Below are 13,984 nucleotides of genomic sequence, written 5' to 3' on the forward strand. Positions count from 1 at the left end.
CCTTCCTGAAACGGGGAAGGCCGTCAGGCCCGTTTCTTTTCCGGGCGCTTGTTCAGATAGGGGGCCAGGTACTGGCCGGTGTAGCTGCCCTTGGTGCGCGCCACGTCCTCGGGCGTGCCCTGGGCGACCAGCTTGCCGCCCTTGGTGCCGCCCTCGGGGCCCAGGTCGATGACCCAGTCGGCGGTCTTGATGACTTCCAGATTGTGTTCGATCACCACCACCGTGTTGCCCTGGTCGACCAGGGCTTGAAGGACTTCCAGCAGCTTTCGGACATCATCGAAGTGCAGGCCCGTGGTCGGCTCGTCCAGGATGTAGAAGGTCTTGCCCGTGGCGCGGCGCGCCAGTTCCTTGGCCAGTTTCACGCGCTGGGCCTCGCCGCCCGACAGCGTCGTCGCCTGCTGGCCCAGGTGGATGTAGCCGAGCCCCACGCGCTTCAGGGTTTCCATCTTGTCGCGGATCGCCGGCACGGCCTTGAAGAACTCGGCCGCTTCCTCGACGGTCATGTCCAGGACCTCGGCGATGGATTTGCCGCGGAACTTGATATCCAGGGTTTCCCGGTTGTAGCGCTGACCCTTGCAGACGTCGCAGGTCACGTAGACGTCGGGCAGGAAGTGCATTTCGATCTTGATCAGGCCGTCGCCCTGGCAGGCCTCGCAGCGCCCGCCCTTGACGTTGAAGGAAAACCGCCCGGCCTTGTAGCCGCGGGTCTTGGCGTCGGGCAGGTTGGCGAACCAGTCGCGGATCGGCGTGAAGGCGCCGGTGTAGGTCGCCGGGTTGGAGCGCGGCGTGCGGCCGATGGGCGACTGGTCGATGTCGACGACCTTGTCGATGAACTCCAGCCCCTCAAGCGCGTCATGCTCGCCCGGATGCTCGCGCGCCCCGTTCAGGCGCCGGGCCAGGGCCTTGTACAGCGTTTCGATGACCAGGGTCGATTTGCCGCCGCCGGACACGCCGGTGATACAGGTCATGGTACCGAGCGGGAAATCCACGTCCAGGTTGGCCAGGTTGTTGGCCCTTGCCCCCCGCAGCTTCAGGGCCTGGCCCTTCTTGCCGGGACGGCGCTGGGCGGGCAGGGGGATCTGCTCGATCCCGGTCAGATACTTGCCGGTCAGGCTGTCCGGCGATTTCATGATGTCCTCGGCGGTGCCCGTGGCGACCACATGGCCGCCGTGCACGCCGGCGCGGGGGCCCATGTCGATGATCCAGTCGGCGGCGCGGATGGCGTCCTCGTCGTGTTCGACGACGATCACGGTGTTGCCCAGGTCGCGCAGGCGGAACAGGGTCGCCAGCAGGCGTTCGTTGTCGCGCTGATGCAGGCCGATGGAGGGCTCGTCCAGCACGTAGAGCACGCCGGTCAGGCCGGATCCGATCTGCGACGCCAGCCGGATGCGCTGGCTCTCGCCGCCGGACAGCGTGCCCGAGGCGCGCGACAGGCTCAGGTATTCCAGCCCCACGTTCATGAGGAAGCCCAGGCGGTCGTTGATTTCGCGCAGGATGCGCCGGGCGATCTCCTTGTGCTGGCCCTTCAGCTTTTTCTCCAGCCCGGCGAACCAGGCGTGGGCATCGGCGATGGACTGGTCGGCGACCTCCGAGATGTTGAGGCCGTCGATCTTGACCGCCAGTGCCTCGGGTTTGAGGCGCAGACCGCCGCAGTCGGAACAGGTGGTCACGGTCTGGAAGCGCGACAACTCGTCGCGCACCCAGCTTGAATCGGTTTCGCGCCAGCGCCGCTCCATGTTGGGGATCACGCCTTCGAAGGGCTTGGTGATGTCGTAGGACCGTTTGCCGTCGTGATAGTGCATGGTCACGTCGGTGGTGCCGGAGCCGAACAGGATGACTTCCTTGATCTTGGCGGGCAGCTTGTCCCAGGGCGTCGACAGGTCGAAGTCGAATTGGGCGCTCAGGCTTTTCAGGGTCTGGTCGTAATACTTGGACGACGAATTGGCCCAGGGGGCGACGGCGCCGCTGGCCAGGGTGCGTTTTTCGTCGGGGATCACCAGTTCCGGGTCGAAGAACATTTCCGTGCCCAGGCCGTCGCAGGCGGGGCAGGCGCCGAACGGGTTGTTGAAGGAAAACAGCCGGGGTTCGATTTCGTCGATGGTGAAGCCCGACACGGGGCAGGCGAACCGCGCCGAGAACACCGTGCGTCCGGCCGGTACATGGTCCTGAATGCCACCCTTGCGGGCCCCCTTCGCGGTTTTCGGGGCCGCGTCCTTGGCCGCATCGGCATCGTCGGCATAGGCGATGCCGTCGGCCAGTTCCAACGCCGTTTCCAGGCTGTCGGCGAGGCGCGCCTCAAGCCCGTCGCCGACGACGACGCGGTCGACCACGACCTCGATGTCGTGCTTGAACTTCTTGTCCAGGTCCGGTGCTTCGTCGATGTCGTACAGTTCGCCGTCGATGCGGATGCGCTGGAACCCCTTCTGCGCGAAGGCCGCGATTTCCTTTTTGTATTCACCCTTGCGGCCGCGCACGACCGGGGCCAGCAGGTACAGCCGCGTGCCCGGCGTCATGGCCATGATGCGGTCGACCATTTCCGAGACGGTCTGACTTTCGATCGGCAGGCCCGTGGCCGGCGAATGGGGCACCCCGACCCGCGCGAACAACAGGCGCATGTAGTCGTAGATTTCCGTGACCGTGCCGACGGTGGAGCGGGGATTGCGCGAGGTCGTCTTCTGCTCGATGGAAATGGCAGGGCTGAGCCCGTCGATATGATCGACGTCCGGTTTCTGCATCAGCTCCAGGAACTGGCGGGCATAGGCGGACAGGCTTTCGACATAGCGGCGCTGGCCCTCGGCATAGATGGTGTCGAAGGCGAGGGAGGATTTTCCCGATCCAGACAACCCCGTAATGACGGTGAGGCTGTTGCGCGGCATTTCCACGTCGACGTTGCGGAGATTGTGCTCCCGGGCGCCGCGGACAGTGATTTTTTCCATGAGAGTTCCGAATGCCATCCGTCAGGAAGATGGTCAGAGGGGGCTGTTTTCACAAGCGCTCAGTCATATAGGGGCCCGCGTTCGACGTAAAGCAAGACTCTCGTGAGAATAATTTCACTAAAATAATTAGTGAAATTTCACAAAAAAATTCATCTTAAACATAAACTTGAACGTTTTTGAGTGAACTAATATGCGAACAGGAATAAAATGTGGCGGTCAAGCAAGGAGGCGCCTCCCTTGAAACCGGCAGCGCTGCCACGATCGAATGGAGGCACACATGACACAGGACGACAAATCGGCCCTTAAGTGGACCGTCGGGTTCGTGGCCCTGGTCCTTATCCTTGGTTACGGCGCATATGCGGCTGGCTGGCTGACCCAGTAATCGCGTAGACGCCATCTGAATCACACCAACGGAACTTGCGCCGGCCCCTTTGGGTCGGCGTTTTTTTTCCGCCGTCCAAGGGGGGCGGGCCGAAGGCCATGGGCGTTTGCAAATCCGCTCCGGTGATTTAAAAGGGCCGGATTGAAACGCCCGGCCGAGGACCCCGCCACATGCCCAGCGATAGCGACGCGCAATTCGACAAGGCGGACATGATTCTGTCCAACGCCTTGCAGGAGTTCATCAGCGCCGGCGTCAGCCAGGAAGTCTATGGCATGGCGATGCTGGAGATCGGTATCCTGGCCCTGGTCAAACTCGACGAGAGCGAGGAACGGATCGCGGCCCTGGTCGCCGACTTCATCGCCCGGGCGCGCCAGGGTGGGCCGCAGGCACCGGCGCCCCGGGCAACAGACACCTAGCCGCGGCCGGACGATTCCGGCTAAAGTCCGCTATCCTCCCAGGGGGGGGCGGAGCAACCACCACGACACAGCAAGAACGAGGATTCCGATGGCAGGAAGCGTCAACAAAGTCATTTTGGTCGGCAATCTTGGCCGCGACCCCGAAGTCCGGTTTTCCCAGTCCGGCCAGAAGATCGTCAACATGTCCATCGCCACCTCGGAAACCTGGAAAGACAAGCAATCCGGGGATCGCAAGGAAAAGACGGAATGGCATCGTGTCGTGGTCTTCGACGAGCGGCTTGCCGACGTCTGCGAGCGGTACCTGAAGAAGGGATCCAAGGTCTATCTGGAAGGCACGTTGCAGACCCGCAAATGGACGGGAAACGATGGGGTCGAGAAATACACGACCGAGGTTGTCCTGCCCCGCTTCAATGGCGTCATGACCATGCTCGACGGCCGCGGTGAAGGCGGCGGCGGTGGTGGTGGCGGCTATGGCGGGTCCGACGACAGTGGATCAAGCTGGGACGGCCCGGGCAACGACAGTTCGGGCGCGAGCAGTGGCGGCGGCGGTGGCGGCCGGTCCGACCTGGACGACGAAATTCCGTTCTGACGGCCGCCAGACAGGCCGCGAGAGATAACAGATGCCGTTGGGGGGCGGCCGAAGGAATCAGGCGAGGCGTTGAATGACGACCCAAGGGAGCACGACGGTTCCCCCGCGCCAGGGTGTACGTCTGCGTTTCGTTTTAGCGGTCGTGTTGATCGTTGTCGGCTCGGTACCGTCCGTCATCTTGGCGTCCTGGCTGCATGCCCGTGCCATCGACATCCAGGTTGCCGATGTGTCGCAGCGTTCCTTGCTGCTGGCCAAGACCCTGGCCCGTTTCATCGCAGGCGACCTGATCGAGTTTCAGCACGCTTTGGACGGCCTGACGACGCAATACCCCCTGTCCGGTCTGCCCAAGGCGCTGATCGACAGCGCCGATCATCGGGGGATATCGGCGATTTGCCTGTTGAGCGGCGCGCGCCAGCCCCAGGACGCCATCGTGATTTCCGGCACGGCCTCTTGTTTGCCGCGGGACGAAAACCGCATGTGGCGCGATATCCGGGAGCGGTTGCCGGCATCGGGCGGCGGCATCGTGTTTTCCCAGGTTCTGCTGGACAGCGACGGCCAACCCGCGGTGTTCGCCGTCAATTTCCGCGCCGGTTTGCCGCTTGCCGCGGCGCGCATGTCGCTTGATCGATTGCGCGAGTTGCGGCGTTCCATCGTGTTCGGCGAAAAGGGGCACGCGGCCATTGTCGACCACCTAGGGAACATCGTGTCTCATCCGCGCCCCGATTGGGAAGCCGCGATCAAAAACATCGCGGCCATCGACCCGGTGGCGCGCATGATAAAGGGGGAATCCGGTGTCTCCCGGTTCCATTCGCCCGCCGCCAACCTGAAGATGGTCGCCGGGTACGCCTCCGTGCCGGTCGCCGGTTGGGGGGTCATGGTGCCCCAGCCCGAACAGGAACTGTCGTTCCACGCCGAAGACATCCAGAAAAGCACCCAGATCGCCCTGATCGTCGGGGTGCTGGTGGCCGGTGGGCTTGCTTGGTGGCTGGCCGGCTGGCTGACCGCCCCCATCGCCCGGATCGAGGCGGCGTCGCGCCGTCTCGCGGCGGGCGAGCCGCCGGGTTCCGTTGACGCGAAAGGATTCCTGGTTCCGGCCGAAGTCGCCTCCTTGGCGTCCAACTTCACGGTCATGGCCGAGCGCATGCAGATTCGCGACCGGGAGCGCGAACGCATCGTTGACGACGTGCGCCGGCTGAAAGACGAACTGGAGCAGCGGGTCGCCGACCGCACGCTTGAACTGACCATGGAAATCAACGAACGCGACCGCGCGGAAAAGGAGCTTCTGCGCTCCAAGGCCGAGGTCGAATACGCCAACCGCGCCAAGACCGAGTTCCTGGCCCATATGAGCCACGAACTACGTACGCCGCTCAACGCGATCCTGGGCTTCGCCGAGGTCGTGCGCGACACCGACCCGGCCCTGGCGAAACCCGAGCAGACCCGCCAGTACGTGCAATATATCTATGATTCCGGCAGCCATCTGCTGACCCTGATCAACGACCTGTTGGACATCTCGCGGATCGAGGTCGGCGCGATGGCCCTTGAGATGCAGCCGGTCGATCTGCGCGAGGCCGTCGAAAGTTGCGTCACCATTGTTTCCGAGCGGGCGTCCAAGGCCGGGCTGAAGCTGGTTTCGGACCTGCCGGATGCCCCGGGCACCATCGAGGCCGATCCCACCCGTCTGCGCCAAATTCTGCTGAACCTCATGATCAACGCGGTCAAGTTCACGCCCAAGGGCGGCACGGTCAGCCTTCAGCTGCGCCGGATAACCGATGGGGCGGCGGAGTTCGTCGTCAGCGATACGGGCATCGGCATCGCGCCTGAGGACATGTCGCGGATCATGGAACCGTTCAGTCAGGCGCGGCACAGCCATGTGTCGAAAAGCGAAGGAACGGGCCTGGGCCTGCCGTTGGCCAAGGCCTTTGCCGAGTTGCACGGCGGCAGCTTGAGGGTCGAAAGCCGCCTCGGTAAGGGGACCACGGTGCGGGTCATTATCCCGGCTGCGCCTCCGCCTCAGGAAGCTGTTGCTAATATATTGAATTAAAAAAGAAAATTAATCAGAAAATCGGGTGATTTGAGGGCCTGATCGAGTTGTTCCGGCAAGGCCGATCTGCTAGAATTGCCGCTGCATTACCAGGAACCGGATGTGCCGGCCGTTGCGGCCTGTAATTATCTGAAAAATCAGGAAAAATCTCTTTGACAGCCCCCGACGATCTGCCGCCAGACGGCGCTGAGCCGCTGCCGCCCGATTCGGACGTAAGTCTTATCTCCATCGAAGACGAAATGCGTTCGTCCTACCTCGATTACGCCATGAGCGTGATCGTCAGCCGGGCGCTGCCGGACGTGCGCGACGGCCTGAAGCCGGTGCAGCGGCGCATCCTGTTTTCCATGAAGGAAAACGGCTACGAGGCGGGCAAGCCCTACCGCAAATCCGCGCGTATCGTCGGGGACGTCATGGGTAAGTATCACCCCCATGGCGATCAGGCGATCTACGACGCCATGGTGCGTTTGGCGCAGAACTTTTCCATGCGGCTGCCGCTGGTCGACGGGCAGGGAAACTACGGCTCCATGGACGGCGACCGTGCCGCCGCCATGCGGTATACGGAGGCGCGCCTGGCGCGCTCCGCCCATGCCTTGTTGGAGGATATCGACCGGGAAACGGTGGATTTTCAGCCCAACTACGACGAATCCTCGCGCGAGCCGGTGGTTCTGCCGGCGGGGTTCCCGAACCTTCTGGTCAACGGGGCGGCGGGCATCGCCGTCGGCATGGCGACCAACATTCCGCCCCACAATCTGGGCGAGGTGATTTCCGCCTGCTGCGCCTATATCGATAATCCCGACATCACCATCGACGAGTTGATCGCCAACCACGTGCAGGGCCCGGATTTCCCCACGGGGGCCCAGATTCTCGGCAAGCAGGGCATAATTTCGGCCTACCACACGGGGCGCGGGTCCGTGGTCGTGCGCGGCAAGACCTCGATCGAGGAAATCCGCAAGGACCGCTTCGCGATCATCGTCCATGAAGTTCCCTATCAGGTGAACAAGGCGCGCATGATCGAGATCATGGCCGACGCCGTGCGCGACAAGAAGATCGAGGGCATTTCCGACCTGCGTGACGAGTCCGACCGCGACGGCGTGCGCGTGGTCGTCGAGATCAAGCGCGACGCCGAGCCCGAGGTCGTGCTGGCCCAGTTATACCGCTTCACGCCGCTACAGACATCGTTCGGCGTCAACATGCTGGCCCTGGATCAGGGGCGGCCGAAGATGATGAACCTGAAGGACATCATCGTCGCCTTCGTCGCCTTCCGTGAAGAAGTCATCCGCCGGCGCACCATCTATGAACTGGCCAAGGCGCGGGAACGCGCCCACGTGTTGGTGGGATTGGCCGTCGCCGTGGTCAACATCGACGAAGTCATCGCCCTGATCCGCGCCGCGAAGGATCCGCAGGCGGCGCGCGAGCAGTTGATGTCCCGCGACTGGCCGGCCGACGAGATCGAACCCATGATCCGCCTGTTGGACGAGCCCGGCCGCGCCGTGGTCGACGGCGTCTACAAGCTGTCGGAGGAACAGGCCCGGGCGATCCTGGAACTGCGCCTGCACCGCCTGACCGGGCTGGAGCGGGACAAGATCGGCGGCGACCTGAAGGAACTGGGCGCGCAGATCAGCCATTACCTGGAGTTGCTCGCCTCGCGCGAAATGCTGTTCAAGCTGTTGCGCGACGAACTGGTGGAAATGAGCGAGAAGTTCGCCGATCCGCGCCGCACGTCCCTGGAAGACGACGAGTTCGAACACGACCTCGAGGATCTGATCCAGCGCGAGGATATGGTCGTCACCGTGACCAACGCGGGATATGTGAAGCGCGTGCCGCTGTCGACCTACCGCGCGCAGCGCCGCGGCGGCAAGGGGCGGTCGGGCATGGCGACCCGCGACGAGGATTTCGTCAGCCAGGTGTTCGTCGCCAATACGCATACCCCCATGCTGTTCTTCTCCTCCGCCGGCATGGTCTACAAAATGAAGGTCTACCGTCTGCCCGTCGGCACGCCGCAGGCGCGCGGCAAGGCGTTCATCAACCTGCTGCCGCTGAAAGAGGGCGAGACGATCTCCACCGTCATGCCGTTGCCAGAGGATGAAAGCACCTGGGGCGATCTGTTCGTCATGTTCGCCACGGCGTCCGGCTATGTGCGCCGGAATGCCTTGTCCGATTTCACGGATGTGCGCGCCAACGGCAAGATCGCCATGAAGTTCGAGGGCGATTACGCGGACGACAAACTGGTCCGCGTGCGCGTCTGTACGGAAGACGACGACATTCTGCTGTCGGCCGCCGGCGGCAAGTGCATTCGGTTCCCCGTTCCCGACGTGCGGGTGTTTTCCGGCCGTTCGTCCCATGGCGTGCGCGGCATGCGCCTGCCCAAGGGGGACGAGCTGATCGCGCTTTCCGTGGTCCGCCATGTGAAGGTCGAAACGGACGACCGCGACGCCTACTTGCAGGCCCGCAACGCGGCCCGGCGTCTGAAGTCGGGCGATTATTCCGAACGCCCCGAGGACAAGGCGCGCGACGAGGAACTGGCGGCCCGCCTGGAGGAACCCAAATTCCAGGAAATGCAGGAAAATGACCAGTTCATCCTGACCCTGACCGAAGACGGTTACGGCAAGCGCACGTCCGCCTATGAATACCGGATTTCCGGACGCGGCGGGCAGGGCGTCGGCAACATCAACGTGGAACGCGCGGGCAAGCCCGACGCCCGCGTGGTCGCGGCCTTCGGCGTGTTGGAGGAAGACCAGCTTGTCATGGTGTCCAACGGCGGTCAGATCATCCGCGTGCCCGTGGACGGCATTTCCATCTATTCGCGGTCATCGCGCGGCGTGCGGGTGTTCAACACGGCGGAGGGCGAACACGTCGTCTCCGTATCGCGCCTGCGCGACGTGCAGGACGACGGCGAGGACGAGGACGACATGGAAGACGGCGAGGGCGAAACCGCCGAAGCGTCAGGCGCCGCGCCGGAAGAGGCAGCAGCCGACACCCCGGATGATTCTCCCGACGCCCCGGAAGAGGAGCAGCCCTGATGCCCGGCCATCGCGGCGTTTACCCCGGCACCTTCGACCCGGTGACCAAGGGGCATATGGACATCATCACGCGGGGGGCCCGGGTGGTCGACGAACTGGTCGTCGCCGTGGCCGTCAACGCGGGCAAGGGGCCCCTGTTCACGCTCGAGGAACGGGTCGCCATGCTGGAGGCCGAGATCGCGGCCCTCGACGGCGGAATCGCCGCGCGGGTCGAGGTCAAACCCTTCGACAATCTGCTCATGGAATTCGTCGGCGAGGTCGGCGCGTCTCTTATTGTTCGCGGACTGCGCGCCGTGTCCGACTTCGAATACGAATTCCAGATGGCGGGCATGAATGCGCGCCTCAATCCCAAGGTGGAAACCGTGTTCCTCATGGCGTCCGAACGCCATCAGTTCATCTCGTCCCGTTTCGTCAAGGAAATCGGCTCCCTCGGCGGCGATGTCGGCCATTTCGTCTCGCCGGCGGTGAAGGAACAGTTGATGGTGCGCTTCGCCGAGCGCAAGAACGCCGCCGACTGACGCCCGGCCCCCCCCGGCGCCGTGCGAAAACCTGGAAAAAAGCGGTATACAGCGTTGACCTAGGGGCCTTTGGCCCGTAATTTCCCGCCTGCCTTGCCGGGCACCGTCCGGCGAAGGCCCCGAACACCGATATGCGCGCTTAGCTCAGTTGGTAGAGCAACTGACTTTTAATCAGTAGGTCGCAGGTTCGATCCCTGCAGCGCGTACCATTTCGGAACCCCTGGAAGCGCTGATTTCCAGGGGTTTTCCTTGCCCGGCGTCGCGCAGGGCCGTCTTGCCGCCAACGTGACCGGCCGCGCGCTCCTTTATGGCGGCAATCACGCCGGGACCACGCATGCTAACGCCCGGGGATGAATCCTTGTGCGCGCTGGCCGTTCCACGGTTCGCCGGACAGGGAAGCCCCGAACGGCGGTGCCGTCCGGGGCTCTGAGTTTTGGGGTAGGGTAGGCTGGGGAATCAGCGGTTCGCGGCCAGTTCGTCCTTCTTCGGCGCCTTGAACACCTCGGGGTTCTCGGGGCCGTCTACCTTGATGTGTCCGGCCAGGCCTTTTTCGAGGCGGCTCAGGGCATGGTCGACGACCACGTAGGTGCCCGGCACCTCGAACTTGATGTCGGCGATGGTGGCGCCGCCGGGGGCGACGGTCACCGTCTGCACGTCTTTGGTGGTCCGCTTGACGCCGCCCAGGTCGTAGACCGTGTCGAAGATCTCGCCGATCACGTGGAAGCTGGACGTCTTGTTGGGGCCGCCGACACCGAAGTAGATGCGCGCGGTCTCGCCGACCTTGGCGGTCAGGGGCTTGTCCTTGGTCAGACCGCCGACCTTGCCGTTGAACACATAGTGGGTCGGCAGTTCGTCGATCAGGCGGTCATAGTCCTCGGTCAACTCGCCCTTGGTTCCGATCGGCTCGGTGGTGTAGAGCTCGCCCTGCATGACGTAGAATTCCTTGTCGACCTTCGGCAGGCCGCCTTCGGGCTCGACCAAGATCATCCCGTACATCCCATTGGCGATATGCTGGGCGACCGTCGGCGTCGCGCAGTGATAGACATAAAGCCCCGGCTTCATCGCCTTGAAGGTGAAGGACTTGGACTCGCCGGGGGCGGCGATGGTCGCCTTGGCGCCGCCGCCGGGACCGGTAACCGCGTGGAAATCCACGTTGTGCCCGACCCAGCTGTCGCCGGCGTTCTTCATGGTGACCTCGACCGTGTCGCCGACGCGCACCCGGATCATCGGGCCCGGCACTTGGTTGTTGAAGGTCCAGAAGCGGTAGGTGCTGCCGTCGTTCAGTTCGGCGACGCGCTCGATGGTCTCAAGCGCGACCTTCACGGTCGTGGGCTTGCTGCGGGTGATGGGGGCGGGAACTTCCGCCGGATTGCGGACGATGCTTTCGGCGGCGGCGGCGGTTGTCACGCTGCCCAGGCCGATAACGGCGGCCAGGGCCAATGCGCTTGTCGTGGCTTTCAGGAATGGTTTCATCGCAAGCTACTCCTTCTTGCTTGACGTCTAGCCGATGGCGGCTCGCTTACCGGGGCGTCGTCGCTGACCCCTGGACAATGCCCCAACACGGGACAGGGGTTTTTGCGTTGCAACAAATTCACGGAATTTAGTTCTGAAGGCGGCCCATCGCATTGAAGGGTATAAAAAAGGAACCGGCCCCGCCCCGCCATGCGGCGGGGACAGGGCCGGCTCCCCCAGGTTGCGCCCGGTTATTCGGCCGGCTGGGCGGTGACGGCCGGTGTTTCGGCGGCGGGAGCGCGCTTGCGCCGAGACCGCAGGACAAGGCCGGCCGCGAACACCGCCAGGACGGCCGCACCGGCGCTGAACACGATGTCGCCCGGCACCCGCAGCCACACCAGGGTGTGAACCAGATCGCTCTGCATCACCTCGGCCGACCGCGCGTACCACAGGCCTTTCGAGACGCTGGCCCAGGCTTGCACGATGCCGACCGGGAACAGGCTCATGACCACCATCATGGCGAGCCCGCCGTTGAGCAGCCAGAACGCCCAGGCGAGCGGCCGGTCCGACCAGGCTTGACGGGGGAACAGACCGCGCAGGCAGAACAGCATCAGTCCGATGCCGAGCAGTCCGTAGACCCCGAACAGAGCGGCATGGCCGTGGGTTGCCGTCAGATTGAGGCCCTGCACGTAGTAGAGCGAGATCGGCGGGTTGATGAGGAAGCCGAACAGGCCGGCGCCCACCAGATTCCAGAACGCGACCGCGACGAAGAACAGGATCGGCCATTTATAGGTCTCGACCCAAGGCGCGCGCTTGGTCAGGCGGTAGGTCTCGAAGGCCTCGTGACCGACCAGGGCAAGCGGCACAACCTCCAGCGCCGAGAACACGGCCCCCACGGCGATCACACCCGTGGTCGTGCCCGAGAAGTAGAGGTGGTGTAAGGTGCCCAACACGCCGCCTGTCAAGAAGATCACGGTGGCGAACAGAACGGCATGGTTGGCCGTGCGGGCGCGGACGAGGCCCAGCTTCACCGTCAGCAATGCGACGGCCGCCGTGGCGAAGACCTCGAAGAAGCCCTCGACCCACAGGTGAACCACCCACCAGCGCCAGTACTCGATCATCGATAGGTGCGTGTGCTTGCCCCAGGTCAGGCCGGCCCCGTAGAACAGGCCGATGGCGATCGTGGACAGGAACAGGATGACGATCAGCGGTTGCTGGTCGCCGGGTTTACGCAGTGCCGGCCACAGGGCCCGGCCCATCAACGCCAGCCACAGCATCAGCCCGGCGAACAGGGCGATCTGCCACACGCGGCCCAGGTCGACGTATTCCCAGCCCTGGTGGCCGATCCAGAAGTTGGTGTCCAGGTCGAACATCTGCTGCACGCCCAGCCATTCGCCGGCCATGGAGCCGACCACGACCAGGACGAGCGCGCCGTAGAGCAGGTCGACGCCGAGCTTCTGGAACTTCGGCTCGTGCCCGCTCAGCGCCGGGGCGAGGTAGAGCCCCGTGGCCAGCCAGGCCGTGGCGATCCAGAACACGGCCAACTGCGTGTGCCAGGTACGGGTCACCGCATAGGGCAGGACGTCAGAAAGCGGAATGCCGTAGAAGTCATGACCTTCGACCGCGTAGTGGGCGGTCACGGCGCCCAGGAAAATCTGCGCGCCGAACAGGGCAATGACCGTCCAGAAGTATTTGGCGGTCGCCTTCATGGAAGGCGTCGGGGCAAGGCCGCCGAGCGGATCCTCGGCCGGCGCCCGCGGCGCTGGTTCCTCCTTGCGCGCCGAATGCCACCAACTCAGCGCGCCGATGCCGGCGATCAGGAGTACTATGCTGGCGATCGACCACACCACGTTGTCCGTCGACGGCGCGTTTCCGACCAGTTCCTCATGGGGCCAGTTGGCGGTGTAGGTGATGTCTTGGCCGGGACGTTCCGTGGTCGTCGCCCAGGCGGCCCATTGGAAGAACGCCGCCAGCTTTTCGCGCCGCCCCTGATCGGGGATGGCGTTGTTGGCGATGGCATAGTCCTCGCGCAGGCTGGCGAGTTCGGCGCCGTTGCCGAACAGGGCGACATAATGCCCGGCGACGCGGGCGATGGCTTCGGCCCGGTCATCCGACACCGTGATGGTGCCGCTCGCAGGGTCGTAGGTGTTCAAGCGCATTTCGGTCTTCAGGCGATCCTTGAGCACTGCCTGCTGGCCCGGGGTCAGGTCTTCGAAGCGCGCTGCCCGATACACGCGTTCGGCCCAGACCTGGAGCAGGGTGACGGCTTCCCGGTGCAGCCAGTCCGCCGACCAGTCGGGCGCCAGATAGGCGCCGTGACCCCAGATCGAGCCGACCTGCTGGCCGCCCATGGATTGGTAGACCTGGCGGCCGGTCTGAATGTCGTCCTTGGTGAAAAGGACGTCACCGGCGGCGGATACGACGGCCGCCGGAATCGGCGGCGCCTCGCGGTGGATCTCCCGGCCCAGGAACCCCAGGGTCCCGAAGGACGCGATGAGGATCAGGCCGAGGGCCAGCCACAGCCGTTTCAATGATGTCGTTTGCATGGTGCGCAACCTCCTTGATCTATGCCTCGGTGGATTTCCACGGGGCCGGCAAGACATAGCGTAGGCGGGAGGGGGCGAACTTGC

8 protein-coding genes and 1 tRNA gene are annotated in these 13,984 nt (G+C 64.2%); 6 read left to right on the plus strand and 3 right to left on the minus strand.

Features of this window, described 5'->3' with window-relative positions; translation table 11 throughout:
* Positions 1-23: 23 nt before the first annotated feature.
* On the minus strand, positions 24-2,936 hold the full coding sequence (gene uvrA, locus RJ527_15555; GenBank protein ID WND75440.1) for an excinuclease ABC subunit UvrA: 2,913 nt from the start codon (positions 2,934-2,936) through the stop codon (positions 24-26).
* A gap of 552 nt (positions 2,937-3,488) precedes the next feature.
* Here uvrA and RJ527_15560 point away from each other — a divergent pair.
* The 6 genes from RJ527_15560 (at position 3,489) to RJ527_15585 (ending at position 10,111) form a co-directional block, all read left to right on the plus strand.
* Positions 3,489-3,734, plus strand: coding sequence for a hypothetical protein (locus RJ527_15560; GenBank protein WND75441.1), 246 nt, complete (start codon positions 3,489-3,491; stop codon positions 3,732-3,734).
* Positions 3,735-3,822: 88 nt separating this feature from the next.
* Positions 3,823-4,323, plus strand: a complete 501-nt coding sequence (gene ssb / locus RJ527_15565; protein WND75442.1) for a single-stranded DNA-binding protein — start codon at positions 3,823-3,825, stop codon at positions 4,321-4,323.
* A gap of 73 nt (positions 4,324-4,396) precedes the next feature.
* On the plus strand, positions 4,397-6,364 hold the full coding sequence (locus RJ527_15570) for an ATP-binding protein (protein WND75443.1): 1,968 nt from the start codon (positions 4,397-4,399) through the stop codon (positions 6,362-6,364).
* A 239-nt stretch (positions 6,365-6,603) separates the two neighbouring features.
* A complete protein-coding gene (gene gyrA / locus RJ527_15575; protein WND78072.1) occupies positions 6,604-9,384 on the plus strand; it encodes a DNA gyrase subunit A in 2,781 nt (926 codons plus the stop codon).
* Entirely contained in the window at positions 9,384-9,902 is a 519-nt protein-coding gene (gene coaD, locus RJ527_15580) for a pantetheine-phosphate adenylyltransferase (GenBank protein WND75444.1), read from the plus strand. Before gyrA ends, coaD begins: the two co-directional genes overlap by 1 nt.
* A 133-nt stretch (positions 9,903-10,035) precedes the next feature.
* Positions 10,036-10,111: transfer RNA gene (locus RJ527_15585), tRNA-Lys, on the plus strand.
* 247 nt (positions 10,112-10,358) lie between these two features.
* On the opposite strand, the gene nirK is transcribed toward RJ527_15585, so the two are convergent.
* Together nirK and RJ527_15595 are read right to left on the minus strand one after the other, a co-directional pair.
* Positions 10,359-11,375 carry a copper-containing nitrite reductase gene (nirK, locus tag RJ527_15590; GenBank protein ID WND75445.1) on the minus strand — a complete coding sequence of 339 codons (1,017 nt, stop codon included), beginning with the start codon at positions 11,373-11,375 and terminating at the stop codon, positions 10,359-10,361.
* A gap of 230 nt (positions 11,376-11,605) precedes the next feature.
* Positions 11,606-13,900, minus strand: a complete 2,295-nt coding sequence (locus RJ527_15595; GenBank protein ID WND75446.1) for a nitric-oxide reductase large subunit — start codon at positions 13,898-13,900, stop codon at positions 11,606-11,608.
* Positions 13,901-13,984 lie beyond the last annotated feature (84 nt).

The sequence above is a fragment of the Thalassospiraceae bacterium LMO-SO8 genome, from assembly GCA_031655335.1.
Taxonomy (GTDB): Bacteria; Pseudomonadota; Alphaproteobacteria; order Rhodospirillales; family Casp-alpha2; genus UBA1479.

Excerpts from the sequence above, each read along its gene's own strand:
- uvrA (WND75440.1), bottom strand. The coding sequence starts at position 2,936 with ATGGAAAAAATCACTGTCCGCGGCGCCCGGGAGCACAATCTCCGCAAC.
- RJ527_15560 (WND75441.1), top strand. The coding sequence starts at position 3,489 with ATGCCCAGCGATAGCGACGCGCAATTCGACAAGGCGGACATGATTCTG.
- ssb (WND75442.1), top strand. The coding sequence starts at position 3,823 with ATGGCAGGAAGCGTCAACAAAGTCATTTTGGTCGGCAATCTTGGCCGC.
- RJ527_15570 (WND75443.1), top strand. The coding sequence starts at position 4,397 with ATGACGACCCAAGGGAGCACGACGGTTCCCCCGCGCCAGGGTGTACGT.
- gyrA (WND78072.1), top strand. The coding sequence starts at position 6,604 with ATGCGTTCGTCCTACCTCGATTACGCCATGAGCGTGATCGTCAGCCGG.
- coaD (WND75444.1), top strand. The coding sequence starts at position 9,384 with ATGCCCGGCCATCGCGGCGTTTACCCCGGCACCTTCGACCCGGTGACC.
- nirK (WND75445.1), bottom strand. The coding sequence starts at position 11,375 with ATGAAACCATTCCTGAAAGCCACGACAAGCGCATTGGCCCTGGCCGCC.
- RJ527_15595 (WND75446.1), bottom strand. The coding sequence starts at position 13,900 with ATGCAAACGACATCATTGAAACGGCTGTGGCTGGCCCTCGGCCTGATC.